The sequence below is a fragment of the Streptomyces sp. H39-C1 genome, assembly GCF_027158125.1.
In the GTDB taxonomy this organism is placed as follows: domain Bacteria; phylum Actinomycetota; class Actinomycetes; order Streptomycetales; family Streptomycetaceae; genus Actinacidiphila; species Actinacidiphila fildesensis.
The window spans coordinates 125,927-141,855 of sequence record NZ_JAPVLS010000010.1; the positions used below are offsets into that span (position 1 = coordinate 125,927).

At 70.2% G+C, this 15,929-nt stretch carries 13 protein-coding genes; all 13 read right to left on the reverse strand.

Going from position 1 to position 15,929, the window contains the following annotated elements:
* Positions 1-191: 191 nt before the first annotated feature.
* Positions 192-1,496 carry an MraY family glycosyltransferase gene (locus O3W51_RS09490; protein ID WP_138355968.1) on the reverse strand — a complete coding sequence of 435 codons (1,305 nt, stop codon included), beginning with the start codon at positions 1,494-1,496 and terminating at the stop codon, positions 192-194.
* Between the two features lie 160 nt (positions 1,497-1,656).
* Entirely contained in the window at positions 1,657-2,958 is a 1,302-nt protein-coding gene (glyA, locus tag O3W51_RS09495; RefSeq protein WP_269285153.1) for a serine hydroxymethyltransferase, read from the reverse strand.
* A gap of 128 nt (positions 2,959-3,086) precedes the next feature.
* On the reverse strand, positions 3,087-3,725 hold the full coding sequence (locus O3W51_RS09500) for an arsenate reductase/protein-tyrosine-phosphatase family protein (protein WP_138355970.1): 639 nt from the start codon (positions 3,723-3,725) through the stop codon (positions 3,087-3,089).
* On the reverse strand, positions 3,722-4,369 hold the full coding sequence (locus O3W51_RS09505) for an L-threonylcarbamoyladenylate synthase (protein WP_138355971.1): 648 nt from the start codon (positions 4,367-4,369) through the stop codon (positions 3,722-3,724). The genes O3W51_RS09500 and O3W51_RS09505 overlap by 4 nt, the downstream gene beginning before the upstream one ends.
* A gap of 58 nt (positions 4,370-4,427) precedes the next feature.
* Positions 4,428-5,273 carry a peptide chain release factor N(5)-glutamine methyltransferase gene (gene prmC, locus O3W51_RS09510; protein WP_138355972.1) on the reverse strand — a complete coding sequence of 282 codons (846 nt, stop codon included), beginning with the start codon at positions 5,271-5,273 and terminating at the stop codon, positions 4,428-4,430.
* 56 nt (positions 5,274-5,329) lie between these two features.
* Positions 5,330-6,418, reverse strand: coding sequence for a peptide chain release factor 1 (prfA, locus tag O3W51_RS09515; RefSeq protein ID WP_138355973.1), 1,089 nt, complete (start codon positions 6,416-6,418; stop codon positions 5,330-5,332).
* A gap of 108 nt (positions 6,419-6,526) precedes the next feature.
* Positions 6,527-6,754, reverse strand: a complete 228-nt coding sequence (gene rpmE / locus O3W51_RS09520) for a 50S ribosomal protein L31 (RefSeq protein WP_138355974.1) — start codon at positions 6,752-6,754, stop codon at positions 6,527-6,529.
* Between the two features lie 201 nt (positions 6,755-6,955).
* Entirely contained in the window at positions 6,956-8,077 is a 1,122-nt protein-coding gene (locus O3W51_RS09525; RefSeq protein ID WP_138355975.1) for an LCP family protein, read from the reverse strand.
* 229 nt (positions 8,078-8,306) lie between these two features.
* Complete coding sequence (rho, locus tag O3W51_RS09530; protein ID WP_187145016.1) at positions 8,307-10,415, reverse strand: transcription termination factor Rho; 2,109 nt, start codon at positions 10,413-10,415, stop codon at positions 8,307-8,309.
* Positions 10,416-10,788: 373 nt separating this feature from the next.
* Positions 10,789-11,712 carry a homoserine kinase gene (gene thrB / locus O3W51_RS09535; RefSeq protein WP_138355997.1) on the reverse strand — a complete coding sequence of 308 codons (924 nt, stop codon included), beginning with the start codon at positions 11,710-11,712 and terminating at the stop codon, positions 10,789-10,791.
* Positions 11,713-12,024: 312 nt separating this feature from the next.
* Positions 12,025-13,116 (reverse strand): threonine synthase, encoded by a 1,092-nt coding sequence (thrC, locus tag O3W51_RS09540; RefSeq protein ID WP_232485219.1) that lies wholly within the window; start codon positions 13,114-13,116, stop codon positions 12,025-12,027.
* 6 nt (positions 13,117-13,122) lie between these two features.
* Positions 13,123-14,415 carry a homoserine dehydrogenase gene (locus tag O3W51_RS09545; RefSeq protein ID WP_138355976.1) on the reverse strand — a complete coding sequence of 431 codons (1,293 nt, stop codon included), beginning with the start codon at positions 14,413-14,415 and terminating at the stop codon, positions 13,123-13,125.
* A 112-nt stretch (positions 14,416-14,527) separates the two neighbouring features.
* Positions 14,528-15,919 (reverse strand): diaminopimelate decarboxylase, encoded by a 1,392-nt coding sequence (lysA, locus tag O3W51_RS09550; RefSeq protein WP_138355977.1) that lies wholly within the window; start codon positions 15,917-15,919, stop codon positions 14,528-14,530.
* Between the last annotated feature and the right edge of the window lie 10 nt (positions 15,920-15,929).

A 15,929-nucleotide genomic window follows, 5' to 3' on the forward strand; every position in this document is an offset into this window, starting at 1 on the left:
AGGACGTGCCTCACGCCGGAAGACCGTCGCACTAGGGTCTTTCGGCTTGTTTCCCGGGTTTCGTGAACGGTATCACAAAGTATTTGATGCGGTCTTTACCTTGTAAGTGTGCTGCCTGTCACACGGAAGGAGTAGTCGGCGTGTCGTCCGGCTGACGTCCAACTCGGCGTCTGGTAGAGGCGCACAGCCGATTACCTGCGGCTGTCGACCGGGCGTCGGTCGGGCAGCCGGGAGCGGTCGCCGATGGCCGTCGAACCGTGCACGCCGGCCGCTCCGCCGGCGCGGATCAGCTGCTCGGCGGCGAGCTGCGCGGCCTGCGTCGTCCGGCGCTTGCGGCGGTAGCGCGGCGGCACGAACGCCTCGGCCCAGCGCGGTGCGCGCGGCCGGAACCGCGGCAGCAGCAGCACGACCAGGCCGACGGCGCTGAGGACCATGATCACCAGCACGATCCACAGGCTGGAGGAGTTGAGCGAGAAGGCGACCGCGCCGAACGCGATCAACGCCGACCAGAAGTACATGATCAGCACGGCCCGGCTGTGCGAGTGGCCGATCTCCAGCAGCCGGTGGTGCAGATGTCCGCGGTCGGCGGCGAACGGCGACTGCCCGTTCCAGGTGCGGCGCACGATGGCCAGCACCAGGTCCGCGGCCGGGATCGCGATCAGGGTGAGCGGCAGCAGCAGCGGCATGTAGACCGGCACCATGAAGTGCACGGTCTCCCGGGTGGACCCCGTCATGTCGGTGATGGCGTCCGGGTCCACCTGGCCGGTGATGGAGATCGCGGACGAGGCGAGGACCAGGCCGATCAGCATCGAGCCGGAGTCGCCCATGAAGATCCGGGCCGGGTGCAGGTTGTGCGGCAGGAAGCCCAGGCACATCCCGATGAGGATCGCGCTGAACAGCGTCGCGGGGGCGGCCGCCTCGACGCCGTAGCCGTACCACATGCGGTAGGCGTACATGAAGAACGCGATGGCGGCGATGGCGACCATGCCGGACGCCAGGCCGTCGAGGCCGTCGACGAAGTTGACGGCGTTGATGGTGATCACGACCAGCGCGACGGTGAGCAGCGTGGACTGGATCGGCGAGAGTGAGACGGTGCCCACACCGGGGACCGGCAGCCACAGGATCGTCAGACCCTGCAGCACCATGACGCCCGCGGCGATCATCTGGGCGCCGAGCTTGATCAGCGCGTCCACGCCCCACTTGTCGTCCAGCACGCCCAGCAGCCAGATCAGGCCCGCTCCGGAGAGCAGCGCCCGCGGCTCGTTGGACAGCTCGAAGACGCTGCTGAGGTTCCACAGATGGGAGGAGACCAGCAGACCCGCGCACAGCCCGCCGAACATCGCGATCCCGCCGAGCCTGGGTGTCGGCTCCCGGTGCACGTCCCGCTCACGGATCTCCGGCATGGCGCCGGCCGCGATCGCGAACTTCCGCACCGGGCCCGTCAGCAGATACGTAACGGCGGCGGTCACACAAAGCGTCAGCAGATACTCGCGCACAGGGCTGCCTCCGGCAGGGTCGGCCGGACGAAGCGGTGCTTCAGGGGCGTCGGGCAGGTCCTCACAGCGTCACACCTTAGTGGCGTCGTACTCCCAGCTGCGAACATCTGCGAAGACTCACAGATACCGGCCCGCGGTTCCAGTGTCGCGGGACGGCCGGTCACGCCGGGTACGGCGGGAAGCCTCCGACGAACTGCGCGACCTCGGCGGCGAGCCCCTGCTCCTCGCGCAGCGCCCGGGCGATCAGGGGTGCGACCTGCGACATCTCCGGTTCCGCCATGCCCTGGGTGGTCACCGCGGCGGTACCGATCCGGATGCCGGACGCGATGTCGGACGGCTGCGGATCGTACGGCAGCGCGTACTTGTCGAGGACGATTCCGGCGGCGGCGCAGCGTCCTCGCGCCTGTACTCCGGTGACACCCAGCGGAGTGACATCGGCGGTGATCAGATGGGTGTCGGTACCGCCGGTGGTGATCGTCATCCCCTCGGCGGCGAGCGCGTCGGCCAGCAGCCGCGCGTTGGCGACGACCTGGTGGGCGTACGCGGCGAACGCCGGGGTCGCGGCCTCGGCGAAGGCCGCCGCCTTCGCGGCGATGGAGTGCAGATGCGGGCCGCCCTGCGAGAACGGGAAGACCGCCCGGTCGATGCGCTGGGCGAGATCGGCGCCGCACAGGATCAGCCCGCCGCGCGGTCCGCGCAGCACCTTGTGGGTGGTGGCGCACACCACGTCCGCGTACGGCACGGGGCTGGGCGCGGCACCGCCGGCGACCAGGCCCAGGGTGTGCGCGGCGTCCACGATCAGATACGCGTCGACCTCGTCGGCGATCTCCCGGAACGTCCGGTAGTCGATGTGCCGGGGGTACGCGATGGCGCCGCACACGATCGCCTTGGGACGGTGCTCCCGGGCCAGCGCCCGTACCTGGTCGTAGTCGATCAGTCCGCCGCCGTCCGGGGCACCGGGCGGCGTCACCCCGTAGCCGACGAAGCGGAACCAGCGGCCGGAGAAGTTCGCCTGCGAGCCGTGCGTGAGGTGGCCGCCGTGCGGCAGCGCCATCGCGAGCACCTTGTCACCGGGGACCAGCAGCGCCGCGTACGCGGCCAGGACGGCCGAGGACCCGGAGTACGGCTGCACGTTGGCGTGCGCGGCGCCGAACAGGCAGGTGGCACGCTCCACCGCCAGCCGCTCCGCCACGTCGACCAGTTCGCACCCGGAATGGTGACGGCGGGAGGGATAACCCTCGGCGTACTTGTTGGCGAGCGGCGAGCCGAGCGCGGCGAGGACGGCGGACGAGGTGAAGTTCTCCCCCGCGATCAACTGCAGCGTGGTGCTCTGCCGTTCCAGCTCGGCGAGCAGCACACCCGCCAGCTCCGGGTCCTGCCGACGCAGCGCGTCGAAGTCCGGTTGCCACGTCTGGGCGGCGGGCCGCAGCGGGGTGGGTGAAGTCGTTTCGGCGACCGGCATGGCTGGACTCCCGCAGGAGGGTCGGGTTACTGCACCCAACTGTAGGGGCGCCGCCGCCGCGGCGCCCGGCGAGCGGAGCATCACGTGCCGGATCCGGCCGCGCCCGGCCTGCCGGGGGGCTCGGGGCCCTACCGGGGGGTCGGGGTACGGATTCCGGTCAGCGCGGTGACGACCGGGTCGAGGGAGCTGTGGATCTCCTCGCCGATGCTGCGGAAGAACCCGATCGGGGCGCCGTAGGGGTCGTAGACCTCGTCGGCCTCGGCGCTCGGGGCCAGCAGCCAGCCGCGCAGCGCGGCGGCGGCACGGACCAGCGCGCGGGCACGGTCGGACACACTGCCCTCGGGGAGGGTCGCGGGATCTATCGCCCGCACCAGCCGGGTGAACTCCTTCAGCGTGAAGGTGCGCAGCCCCGCCGCGTGCCCCATCGAGATGACCTGCGCGCGGTGGTCGCGGGTCGCGGTCAGCACCAGGTCGGCGTCGATGACGTGGTCGTCGAGCAGCTCACGGCCGATGAACCCGGACGCGTCGGCGCCGTACTCGGTGAGGACGGCGGCGGCGTGCGCCTCCATGGGCGCGCCTTCGTGCCCCCAGGTGCCGGCGGACTCGACGAGGATCCCGTCGGCACCGTCACCGAGGCGCAGCGTCAGCTCATGGCGGGTCAGCCGCTCGGCGATCGGCGAGCGGCAGACATTGCCGGTGCAGACGTGGAGGATGCGGAAGCGGTCATCGCGCTGACCCGGTATGCCACGCCTTTCGGGCGCGGTCAATTGCGCTCCTCCAGGTCGGGTACGACCTCTCGGAGCTGGTCGGCGCTGATCGCGCCGGCCCGCAGCAGCACCGGGATCTTGCCGGTCACGTCGACGATGGACGACGGGACGGTGGCGGGCGTCGGCCCGGCGTCCAGGTACACCGCGACGGAGTCGCCGAGCATCTCCTGGGCGGCGTCGCAGTCCTCGGGGGAACGGTGGCCGGTCAGATTGGCGCTGGACACCGCGAGCGGGCCGGTGGCGGTCAGCAGTTCGATCGCGACGGGGTGCAGCGGCATCCGGACCGCGACGGTGCCGCGGGTGTCGCCGAGGTCCCAGTTCAGGGACGGCTGGTGCTTGGCGACGAGGGTGAGCGCGCCGGGCCAGAAGGCGTCGACGAGCTCCCAAGCCTGCTCGGAGAAGTCCGTGACCAGGCCGTGCAGCGTGTTCGGGGAGCCGACCAGCACCGGGGAGGGCATGTTGCGGCCCCGGCCCTTGGCCTCCAGCAGATCGCCGACGGCCTGTGCGTCGAACGCGTCCGCGCCGATGCCGTACAGGGTGTCGGTGGGCAGCACGACGAGCTCACCACGCTTGATGGCGGACGTCGCTTCGCGCAGTCCGGCGGCGCGGTCGGTCGCGTCCGAGCAGTCGTAACGCCGTGCCATTAGCTGACCTCCAGGCTGTGCGCCGCTGCGGCGCCGTGCGTGCAGTTGACCCGCGTCATCATGGCGTCGCCTTGCGGGCCGTGGTGAAGCGGGGCCGGTTGTTCAGGTCGGGGTGGTCGGCGGCGTCGGCCCAGCCGGCGTCCTCCTTGAAGATCCACGGAACCTGACCGCCCTGGGAGTCCGCGTGCTCGATCACGACGACGCCGCCCGGCCGCAGCAGCCGGTGCGCCGTGCGCTCGATGCCGCGGATGGTGTCGAGGCCGTCCTCACCCGAGAAGAGGGCAAGTTCGGGGTCGTGGTCACGCGCTTCGGGCTGTACGTACTCCCACTCGGTGAGCGGGATGTACGGCGGATTGCTGATGACGAGGTCCACCTGGCCGTTGAGCTCGGGGAACGCGCTGAGCGCGTCGCCGTGCTCCAGCTGGACCTTGCTTCCTTCGATGTTCTTGCGGGCCCATTCCAGGGCCTTCTCCGACAGCTCCACGGCGTGCACGCGCGACCGCGGCACCTCCTGGGCCAGGGCCAGCGCGATGGCGCCGGAGCCGGTGCACAGGTCGACGATCAGCGGCTCGGCCACGTCCATGGCCCGTACGGCGTCTATCGCCCAGCCGACGACCGACTCCGTCTCGGGGCGGGGGACGAAGACGCCCGGCCCGACCTGGAGCTCCAGATACCGGAAGAAGGCGCGCCCGGTGATGTGCTGGAGCGGTTCGCGGGCCTCGCGGCGGGCGACCGCCTCCCAGTAACGGGCGTCGAATTCGGAGTCGGCGACCGAGTGCAGCTCGCCGCGCTTGACGCCGTGCACGTACGCGGCCAGTTCCTCCGCGTCGAAACGCGGGGACGGCACGCCGGCGTCGGCCAGCCGCTGGGCGGCCTGCGCCACCTCGGCGAGCAGCACGTTCACTGATTGCCCTCCTGTTAGCTCGCGCTGTGGCTGGTCAGCCGGCGCTTCGGCTGGTGTCAGCCGGCGTCGCCGGCCGCGGCCAGCTTGGCGGCGGAGTCGGCATCGACACACGCCTGGATCATCGCGTCGAGGTCCCCGTCGAGGACCTGGTCCAAGTTGTACGCCTTGAAGCCGACGCGGTGGTCCGAGATGCGGTTCTCGGGGTAGTTGTACGTCCGGATCCGCTCGGAGCGGTCCACCGTGCGGACCTGGCTGCGGCGCGCGTCGGAGGCCTCCTGGTCGGCTTCCTCCTGCGCGGCGGCGAGCAGCCTGGAACGCAGGATACGCATCGCCGACTCCTTGTTCTGGAGCTGGCTCTTCTCGTTCTGGCAGGAGACGACCAGACCGGACGGCAGGTGCGTGATGCGCACCGCGGAGTCGGTGGTGTTGACGGACTGGCCGCCGGGGCCCGACGAGCGGTACACGTCGATGCGCAGATCGTTCGGGCCGATCTCGACCTCGACCTCCTCGGCCTCGGGCGTGACGAGCACGCCGGCCGCGGAGGTGTGGATCCGGCCCTGCGACTCGGTGGCGGGCACCCGCTGCACGCGGTGCACGCCGCCCTCGTACTTCAGCCGGGCCCAGACGCCCTGGCCGGGCTCGGTGGCACCGTTGCCGCCCTTGGTCTTCACCGCGACCTGGACGTCCTTGTAGCCGCCGAGGTCGGACTCGTTCGCCTCGATGATCTCGGTCTTCCAGCCGACGCGCTCGGCGTACCGCAGATACATCCGCAGCAGGTCGCCGGCGAACAGCGCGGACTCCTCGCCGCCCTCTCCGGCCTTGACCTCGAGGATGACGTCCTTCTCGTCGTGCGGGTCGCGCGGTACGAGCAGCAGCCGCAGTTTCTCGGTCAGCTCGGCGCGCTGCTTGTCCAGCAGCTTGAGCTCGGCCGCGAAGTCCGGATCGTCCTGGGCGAACTCACGGGCGGTCTCGATGTCCTCGCCGGTCAGCTTCCAGGAGCGGTAGGTGCCGATGATCGGCGTCAGTTCGGCGTAGCGCTTGTTGAGCTTGCGGGCATTGGCCTGATCCGCGTGCACCGCGGGATCGGCGAGCCGCTTCTCGAGGTCGGCGTGCTCGCCGATCAGTTCCTCGACTGCCTCGAACATTGCTGTGCCTCTCCTGAACAACCCTGGACTGCTATCGGTACCGGACGACAAAGCGCCGGTCCGGTCCCCCGAGGTGTCGGGAGACCGAGAACCGGCGCTTTCGGGTCGCTACTTCTGGGCGGACCCGGCGGCCTTCTTGCCGAAGCGGGCCTCGAAGCGGGCCACGCGGCCACCGGTGTCGAGGATCTTCTGCTTGCCCGTGTAGAACGGGTGGCACGCGGAGCAGACGTCGGCGCGAATCACGCCGCTCTTCTCGGTGCTGCGGGTCGTGAACGACGCGCCACAGGTGCAGGTGACCTGGGTCTCGACGTACTCGGGGTGGATTTCGCGCTTCAAGGGATGCTCCTAGGTTCGGGAGGGCGCCGGGTCGTGGAGCGGGTTTGCGTCACGTGAACCGGGGCCAGCGGTCCAGTCTGCCAGCACCGGCCGCATCTCCCAAAACGAGAGGCGGCCGGATTTCATTCCCGACGGCCCCGCACGGTCCGGAAAAGGCCCGGAACCGGTGCGGGAACCCGTTCGAGGGGTTCGGGAACGGCTTCAGGAACCGGTTCCGACGACGCCCTTGGCATCGGTCTCGTCGGCGGCGGAGCCCTTGGTGGCGGCGGCCGGTATCGGCAGGTCCGCCTTGAGCGTCTGCCAGACCAGGGCGGCCTGCGAGTCCATCGGCTCGACGCGGTTCGCGTCGCTCTTGGCGTACTGGACCGGCAGCGTCACCATGTTGATGTTCTCGGACTTCAGGCCCTTGAGGCTCCCCGCCAGGCTCTTCAGACCACTGATGGAGGCCAGGTCCGAGTCCGTGGTGATGGCCTTCGTGGCCTTGTCCGCGACCTTGTAGAGCCGCGTGGGGCTCGACAGCAGGCCCAGGCCGTTCACCCGGTCCATGAGCGCCTTCATGAACGCCTGCTGCAGCTGTATGCGGCCCAGGTCGCTGCCGTCGGCCACCGCGTGCCGGGTGCGGACCAGGCCGAGCGACTGCTCGCCGTTGAGCGTGTGGGTGCCGGCCGCGAGGTCCAGGTGGCTGGACGTGTCGTGGATCGCCTTGCTCGTGGTGACGGGGACCCCGCCCAGGGCGTCGATCAGGCCCTTGAAGCCGGTGAAGTCGACCTCGATGTAGTGGTCCATGCGGATACCGGTCATGGACTCGACGGTCTTGACCGCGCACGCGGGGCCACCGACCGAGTACGACTCGTTGAACATCACCTTGTTCACCGCGGGCGAGGTGCCGCCGCCGGTCCTGGCGCACTCCGGGCGGGTGATCAGGGTGTCGCGCGGGATGCTCACCACGCTGGCCGTCTTGTGGCCCTCGTAGAGGTGCACGATCATCGCGGTGTCGGAGCGGGCGCTGCCCTCGTCCGTGCCGTACTTGTCGTTCGCGCCGGCGCGGGAGTCGGAACCGAGGACGAGTATGTCCTCCGAGCCGTTGTCGACCTGCTCCGGCCGGTTGTCACCGAGCGCCTGGTTGATGTTGACGCCCTTGATGTTGCCGTTGAGCTTGAAGTACAGGTAACCGGCGCCCGCACCGCCCACGACGACCAGTCCCGCCACGGCCCAGACGGCTATTCGCAGCAGGCGGCGGCGCGGGGCCGTCCGCCGGCGGCGGCCGGAGGCGTGCTGGGAGCCGCCGTTCGTCCCCCGCGTATCGCTCGTGTCGTCCGCCATGGCCTCAGTCCTCGTCCGTCGTCGGTGTGCTGCTACCCCCAGCTGTGTCGCTCAGGCGTGGCTTGTCTTGTATGTCAGACGGCGAACCGCCCGACGTGGTTCCTGGCGAGTGTGCACGCCGCACATAAGAACGGGCTCCCAGGGACCCCTTCCGGGGAGCCTGAGAGCCCGTTCCGAGCCTCCTGAGGCCCTTCTGTGACATACGTCTCGGAAGGGTCCCGAGCCCGGGTCAGTCGTTGCTGTTGCCCGGGGTCGTCTTGGCGATCTGCATCAGGAACTCGGCGTTCGACTTCGTCTGCTTCATCTTGTCCAGCAGCAGCTCGATCGCCTGCTGCGAGTCGAGCGCGTGCAGCACCCGGCGGAGCTTCCAGACGATCGCGAGCTCGTCGCGGTCGAGCAGGATCTCTTCCTTACGGGTACCGGACGGGTCGACGTCCACCGCGGGGAAGATGCGCTTGTCGGCGAGCTTGCGGTCGAGCTTGAGCTCCATGTTGCCGGTGCCCTTGAACTCCTCGAAGATCACCTCGTCCATGCGCGAGCCGGTCTCGACCAGCGCGGTGGCCAGGATGGTCAGCGAGCCGCCGTCCTCGATGTTGCGCGCCGCACCGAAGAAGCGCTTCGGCGGGTAGAGCGCGGTCGAGTCGACACCACCGGACAGGATGCGGCCGGAGGCCGGCGCCGCGAGGTTGTACGCGCGGCCCAGACGGGTGATCGAGTCCAGCAGGACGACCACGTCGTGACCCAGCTCGACGAGACGCTTGGCGCGCTCGATGGCCAGCTCGGCGACGGTGGTGTGGTCCTCGGCGGGACGGTCGAAGGTCGAGGAGATGACCTCGCCCTTCACCGACCGCTGCATGTCGGTGACCTCTTCCGGACGCTCGTCGACCAGGACGACCATCAGGTGGCACTCGGGGTTGTTCACGGTGATCGCGTTGGCGATCGCCTGCATGATCATGGTCTTACCGGTCTTCGGCGGGGCCACGATCAGACCACGCTGGCCCTTGCCGATCGGCGCGACCAGGTCGATGATCCGGGTCGTCAGCACACCCGGGTCGGTCTCCAGGCGGAGCCGGTCCTGCGGGTACAGCGGGGTCAGCTTCTGGAACTCCGGACGGCCGCGGCCGGAGTCCGCCGCCATGCCGTTCGCCGAGTCCAGCCGGACCAGCGCGTTGAACTTCTCGCGGCGCTCGCCGTCCTTGGGCTGGCGGACGGCGCCGGTGACGTGATCACCCTTGCGCAGACCGTTCTTGCGGACCTGGGCGAGCGAGACGTACACGTCGTTCGGACCCGGCAGGTAGCCGGACGTCCTGATGAACGCGTAGTTGTCGAGAATGTCCAGGATGCCCGCGACGGGGATCAGGACGTCGTCGTCGTTGACCGTCGGCTCGTTGCCGAACTGCTGCTGCTCATCGCGGCGGTTGCTGCCCCGCCCGCGGCGGTCGCGGTAACGGCCCCGACGGCGGCCGCGGCCGTCACCGAACTCGTCGTCGTCCTGCGCGTTCTGACCCTGGCTCTGGTCACGGCCCTGACCCTGGCCGCCCTGGCCCTGGTCGCGGCCCTGGCCCTGGTCGCGGCCCTGGCCCTGGTTCTGGCCGCCCTGGCTCTGGCCCTGCGGGCTCTGGCCCTGGCCGCCGCCCTGGTTGCCGCGGTTCTGGCGGTTGCCGCCCTCCGCGCCGCCGCCCGCGGCGGCCGCGCCGTTCTCGTCGCCACGGTTGTTGCGGCGCTCGCGCTGCCGCTCCTGCCGCTCGCGGCGGTCGTTCTGCCGGTCGCCGCGCTGGCCGCGCTGGCGGTCCTGGCGCTCCTCGCCGGCCGCGGTCCTGCCGTCGGCGGCGGGCTTGCCCTCGGCACCGTCAACTGCGGCCTCGGCGCGCTCGCCGGCCCGCTCGTTCCTGGCAGCCTTGGGCTGCTCACCGGCGGGCTGGCCGGGAATTTCGATCTGCTTCGCCTCGGACGGCGCGGCGGCGGCCGGAGCCGCGACAGCGGGCTCGGAGCTCTCCACCGTGCGGGCCCGGGAGGTCGCCCGGCGCTTCGGCTTCTCGGCAACGGGCTCGGCGGTCGCCGTCCCGGCTACCGCGGCGGCCTTGGGAGCGCTGGTGGCCGCACCCTTGCCGGCCTGCGTCTCCTTGATCGTCTCGATCAGCTGGCTCTTGCGCATCCGCGCGGTGCCCTTGATACCGAGACCGGAGGCAAGCTGCTGCAGCTCTGCCAGGACCATGCCGTCGAGGCCGGTCCCCGACCGGCGGCGCTTGGGGGCAGCACCGGTGGCAGGCGCGGCAGCGGCGTCCGGAGCGGGCGCGGCGTCTGCACGCACGCCCATCAGATCGGTGGTGTCGCTCACGAAGGGTCCTTCCCTGGAGCGGACGTCGGCCTGTCTGGCTCGGCGACCGGTTGTGCTGTCCGGATCTGGGCGTTTCCGCTGCTCAGAGCCGGGGCGATGGTCCGCCTGATGGCGGCAGAAATACCTACATGGTTCCGGCGCGAAGGTTCAAGGAGATAATTCGCGCCGACTCCGGAGCGTGCTCGACACTGCTTAGGCAGGATGCTCAGGCAGTGTGGGAGGCTCCCGGAAGAGTGGCGGTCCCCAGAAGGGACACAGATCACTTCTGCGTGCACTTCGGCACCATTCGTATGCATGGGCCGTCGAGTGCAGGCTTGACATTAACACTACCGGATCCAACAAACATTCCCCCTCTCTCCAACCGGCAATCGTGTCACTGCCCCACTGCCAGGGGCAGTACACAGGCCCCTGCCGCGTCGAGGGCCAGACGGTTCGCCGCCCACCCCTCGCCCGCGAGCCGGGAGACTTTGTCCGCGGCGCCTTCCTCGGTGAGCGCGAGGACCGTGGGCCCCGCTCCCGAGATGACTGAAGGGACGCCGTCGGCACGCAGCCGGTTCACCAGAGCCACACTTTCGGGCATGGCGGGAGCACGGTAGTCCTGGTGCAGCCGGTCCTCGGTGGCGGGCAGCAATAGCTCGGGACGGCGGGTGAGCGCCTCCACCAGCAGCGCCGCGCGGCCCGCGTTCACCGCGGCGTCCACATGCGGGACGGTGCGCGGCAGGAGGCCGCGGGCGACCTCGGTCAGTACCGGCTTGGACGGTACGAACACCACCGGGACGACGGAGGCCGCCGGATCCATCCGGATCGCGCGGGCGGCACCGGACTCGGTCCAGGCGAGGGTGAAGCCGCCGAGCAGACAGGCGGCGACGTTGTCGGGGTGGCCCTCGATCTCGGTGGCCAGTTCCAGCAGCGCGGCGTCGTCGAGACGCTCGGGGCCGCCTATCGTCACGGCGCGGGCGGCCATGATCCCGGCGCAGATCGCGGCGGACGAGGAGCCCAGGCCGCGGCCGTGCGGGATGCGGTTGGCGCAGACCACCTCGAGGCCGCGCGGCTGTCCGCCGAGCAGATCGAAGGCGGTCCGCATCGAGCGCACGACCAAGTGCTTCTCGTCGCGGGCCAGATTCTCGGCGCCCTCGCCGGCGATGTCGACATGCAGCCCGGAGTCGGCGACCCGGACCACGACATCGTCGTACAGGCCCAGCGCCAGGCCGAAGGCGTCAAAGCCGGGCCCGAGGTTGGCGCTGGTCGCGGGGACGCGCACTCGGACCGCGGCGGCGCGGAACGCGGGACCGGCCATCGTTCGACGATTCTCCTTGTGCTGGTGTTTGTTCTGGTGCAGGTGGTGCTCGTTGCGCTGGTGCCTGTTGTGCAGGTGCTTGTTCCGGTGCGAAGGGCGGTTCTGCCCCGGAATGCCAGCCATCGGCGGTGTACGGCGGGGCTGCGGTGTGCGGCAGGAGCGGCAATGCCTGTGGCATGAGCCGGATCGGCGCACTGCGGCGCCGCTGGGGTCAGCCTATCGAAGGAAGGTTCTGCTGCGACATAGGGCGCACGAACAGCGCGTGATGCGTGTCGCGAGCTTCTTCGTGCGCCCCTTCGCCACGGCGCCGCGTCAGACCAGCCCGAGCTTCTCGGCCGCGGCGTCGGCGTCGACCGCCACGGTGACCGGCTGGGGCGCTCCGGCGACCGCCCAGTCCGGGTCCTTGAGGCCGTTGCCGGTCACGGTGCAGACGATCCGCTGACCCGGGTCGACCTTGCCTTCTTCGAGCGCCTTGAGCAGACCCGCGACGGAAGCGGCCGAGGCGGGCTCCACGAAGACGCCCTCCTTGGCGGCCAACAGTCGGTACGCGGAGAGGATCTGACGGTCGGTCACCGCTTCGATCAGACCGCCGGACTCGTCCCGCGCCTCCTCGGCGAACTGCCAGGAGGCGGGGTTGCCGATCCGGATCGCGGTCGCGATGGTCTGCGGGCTGCGCACCGGAGCGCCGTTGACGATCGGAGCGGAACCGGACGCCTGGAAGCCCCACATGCGCGGCTTGCGGGTGGAGATGCCGTCGGCCGCGTACTCGCGGTAGCCGCGCCAGTACGCCGTGATGTTGCCCGCGTTGCCCACCGGAAGCAGGTGAATGTCGGGCGCGTCGCCGAGCGCGTCGACGATCTCGAACGCCGCGGTCTTCTGGCCCTCGATACGTACCGGGTTGACCGAATTGACCAGCGCCACGGGGTACTTCTCCGACAGTCCGCGGGCCAGGTCCAGGCAGTCGTCGAAGTTGCCGTCGACCTGCAGGATCTTCGCGCCGTGGATCAGCGCCTGGCCCATCTTGCCGAGTGCGATCTTGCCCTGCGGCACCAGGACCGCGCAGACCATTCCGGCGCGCACCGCGTAGGCGGCCGCCGAGGCGGAGGTGTTGCCGGTGGAGGCGCAGATGACGGCCTTGGCACCCTCCTCCTTGGCCCGGGTGATCGCCATGGTCATCCCGCGGTCCTTGAAGGAGCCGGTGGGGTTGGCGCCCTCGACCTTGAGGAACACGTCGCAGCCGGTCAGCTCGGAGAGCAGCTGGGCGGGAACGAGCGGAGTGCCACCCTCCAGGAGCGTGACGACCGGGGAGTCCGCCGAGACCGGCAGCCGGCTGCGGTACTCCTCGATGATGCCGCGCCACTGGTGGGTGCCGGACATTCGGGGGTGGTCGGTGACAGCGTTCATAGTGGGTTACTCCCCTTCCACGCGCATGATGCTGGCGACACCGCGCACGGTGTCGAGCTTCCGCAGTGCTCCGACGGTCGCCGACAGGGCGGCGTCGGGCGCACGGTGAGTGACGACGACGAGGGACGCTTCGCCGTCCTTGCCCTGCTGGCGGACCGTGTCGATCGACACGTCGTGTTCCGCGAAAACGGTGGCGACCTGGGCGAGAACACCCGGTTTGTCCGCCACGTCAAGGCTGATGTGGTAGCGGGTGACCACATCGCCCATCGGGCTCACCGGCAGTTGCGTGTACGCGGACTCGCCGGCGCCTGTGGTGCCTGCCAGTTTGTTGCGGCAGGCGGCCACGAGGTCGCCGAGTACGGCGGAGGCGGTGGGTGCGCCGCCCGCGCCGGGACCGTAGAACATGAGCTGACCCGCGGCCTCCGCCTCGACGAAGACCGCGTTGTACGCCTCACGGACGCTCGCCAGCGGGTGGCTGAGCGGGATCATCGCCGGGTGGACCCGGGCGGTGACGGACCTGCCGTCGACGCTGCGCTCGCAGATGGCCAGCAGCTTGACGGTGCAGCCCATCCGCTTGGCGGACGCGATATCGGCGGCGGTGACCTCGGTGAGGCCCTCGCGATACACATCGTCCATGGTCACGCGGGTGTGGAAGGCGATCCCGGCCAGGATCGCGGCCTTGGCGGCGGCGTCGAAGCCCTCCACGTCGGCGGTCGGGTCGGCCTCGGCGTAGCCGAGTGCGGTGGCCTCGTCGAGCGCCTCGGAGTAGCCGGCGCCGCTGGAGTCCATCTTGTCGAGGATGAAGTTCGTCGTGCCGTTGACGATGCCCATCACCCGGTTGATCTTGTCGCCGGCCAGCGACTCGCGCAGCGGGCGGATCAGCGGGATGGCACCGGCCACGGCGGCCTCGTAGTAGAGGTCGACCTTGTGCGCGGCGGCGGCGGCGTGCAGCGTCGCGCCGTCCGCGGCGAGCAGCGCCTTGTTGGCGCTGACCACGGACGCGCCGTGCTCGAAGGCGGTGGTGATGAGGGTGCGGACCGGTTCGATGCCGCCGATCACCTCGATGACGACGTCGATGTCGCCCCGTTTGACCAGGGCGGTGGCGTCGGTGGTGAGCAGCTCGGCGGGCACTCCGGCGCGCACCCGGTTGGGGCGCCGCACCGCGATGCCGGCCAGCTCGACCGGGGCTCCGATCCGCGCGGCGAGATCGGCGCCCTGCGTCGTCATGATGCGCGTCACCTCTGAGCCGACCACACCACAGCCCAGCAGCGCCACCTTCAGCGGACGCGTACGCATCATCCGACCTCGTTTCTCACAGCTCTCGGGGTGGGACCAGTCTCACGCACCGGACGCGAGAATCCATCCCGTGTCCGGTGTGTGAGATCAGCCCCGCTATTTTTGAGATTTCACGTCAGCCGACGTCAAGACGCAGGAGATCGTCCTCCGTCTCCCGTCGCACGATCACCCGCGCCCCGCCATCATTCACGGCCACCACGGGCGGCCGCAGAGCATGGTTGTAATTGCTCGCCATGGAACGGCAGTACGCCCCGGTCGCCGGAACCGCGAGCAGATCGCCGGGCGCGAGGTCGGCGGGCAGGAACGCGTCCTTGACGACGATGTCGCCGGACTCGCAGTGCTTGCCGACGACCCGCGCGAGCATCGGCTCGGCCGTGGACGTCCTGGACACCAGGGAGACGCTGTACTCGGCGTCGTACAGCGCGGTGCGGATGTTGTCGGACATCCCGCCGTCCACGCTCACATACGTCCGCAGACCCTCCAGCGGCTTCACGGTGCCCACCTCGTACAGCGTGAACGCCGTCGGGCCGACGATCGCCCGGCCCGGCTCCACGGACAGCCGCGGCACGCCCAGCCGGTTCGCCTCGCACTCACGGGTGACGATCTCCCGCAGCGCCCTGGCGATGTCGTGCGGCTCGGCCGGGTCGTCCTCCGAGGTGTAGGCGATGCCGAGGCCGCCGCCCAGGTCGATCTCGGGCAGCTCCACACCGTGCTCGTCACGGACCTCGGCGAGCAGCGACACCACGCGGCGCGCGGCGACCTCGAAGCCGGCCATGTCGAAGATCTGCGATCCGATGTGCGAGTGGATGCCGACCAGGTCCAGCGCGTCGAGCTTCAGGACCCGGCGCACCGCCTCGGCCGCCTGCCCGCCGGCGAGCGCCAGCCCGAACTTCTGGTCCTCGTGCGCCGTCGCGATGAACTCGTGCGTGTGCGCCTCGACACCGACGGTCACCCGGATCTGCACCCGCTGGCGCTTTCCGAGCCGCTCGGCGACGTGCGCGACCCGGACGATCTCCTGGAACGAGTCCAGGACGATCCGCCCGACACCCACCTCGATGGCGCGCTCGATCTCCTCCAGCGACTTGTTGTTGCCGTGCAGCGCGATGCGGTCGGCCGGCATCCCCGCCGACAGCGCCACCGCCAGCTCGCCGCCGGAACACACGTCGAGGTTGAGCCCCTCCTCGAACAGCCACTTCACGACCGCCCGCGACAGGAACGCCTTCCCCGCGTAGAACACGTCCGCGCCCTCGCCGAACGCGTCGCGCCAGGCGTGGCAGCGGGCCCGGAAGTCCTCCTCGTCGAGGAAGTAGGCGGGCGTGCCGAACTCCTCGGCGAGATCGCGCACGTCCAGGCCGCCGACCTCGGCCGCACCGTCCGTGTTGCGGGTGACCGTACGGGCCCACACGCGCGGATCGAGGACGTTCAGGTCGGCGGGGGGCGCGGTGTAATGCCCCTCGGGCATGACGTCGGCGTAGCGGGGCCCGGCGGGGTGGGCGGATCTACTCACGGGGCTCTGT

Excerpts from the sequence above, each read along its gene's own strand:
- O3W51_RS09505 (WP_138355971.1), bottom strand. The coding sequence starts at position 4,369 with ATGGCACGGCGTTACGACTGCTCGGACGCGACCGACCGCGCCGCCGGA.
- thrC (WP_232485219.1), bottom strand. The coding sequence starts at position 13,116 with ATGAACGCTGTCACCGACCACCCCCGAATGTCCGGCACCCACCAGTGG.
- glyA (WP_269285153.1), bottom strand. The coding sequence starts at position 2,958 with ATGCCGGTCGCCGAAACGACTTCACCCACCCCGCTGCGGCCCGCCGCC.
- O3W51_RS09545 (WP_138355976.1), bottom strand. The coding sequence starts at position 14,415 with ATGATGCGTACGCGTCCGCTGAAGGTGGCGCTGCTGGGCTGTGGTGTG.
- O3W51_RS09525 (WP_138355975.1), bottom strand. The coding sequence starts at position 8,077 with ATGGCGGACGACACGAGCGATACGCGGGGGACGAACGGCGGCTCCCAG.
- prfA (WP_138355973.1), bottom strand. The coding sequence starts at position 6,418 with ATGTTCGAGGCAGTCGAGGAACTGATCGGCGAGCACGCCGACCTCGAG.
- thrB (WP_138355997.1), bottom strand. The coding sequence starts at position 11,712 with ATGGCCGGTCCCGCGTTCCGCGCCGCCGCGGTCCGAGTGCGCGTCCCC.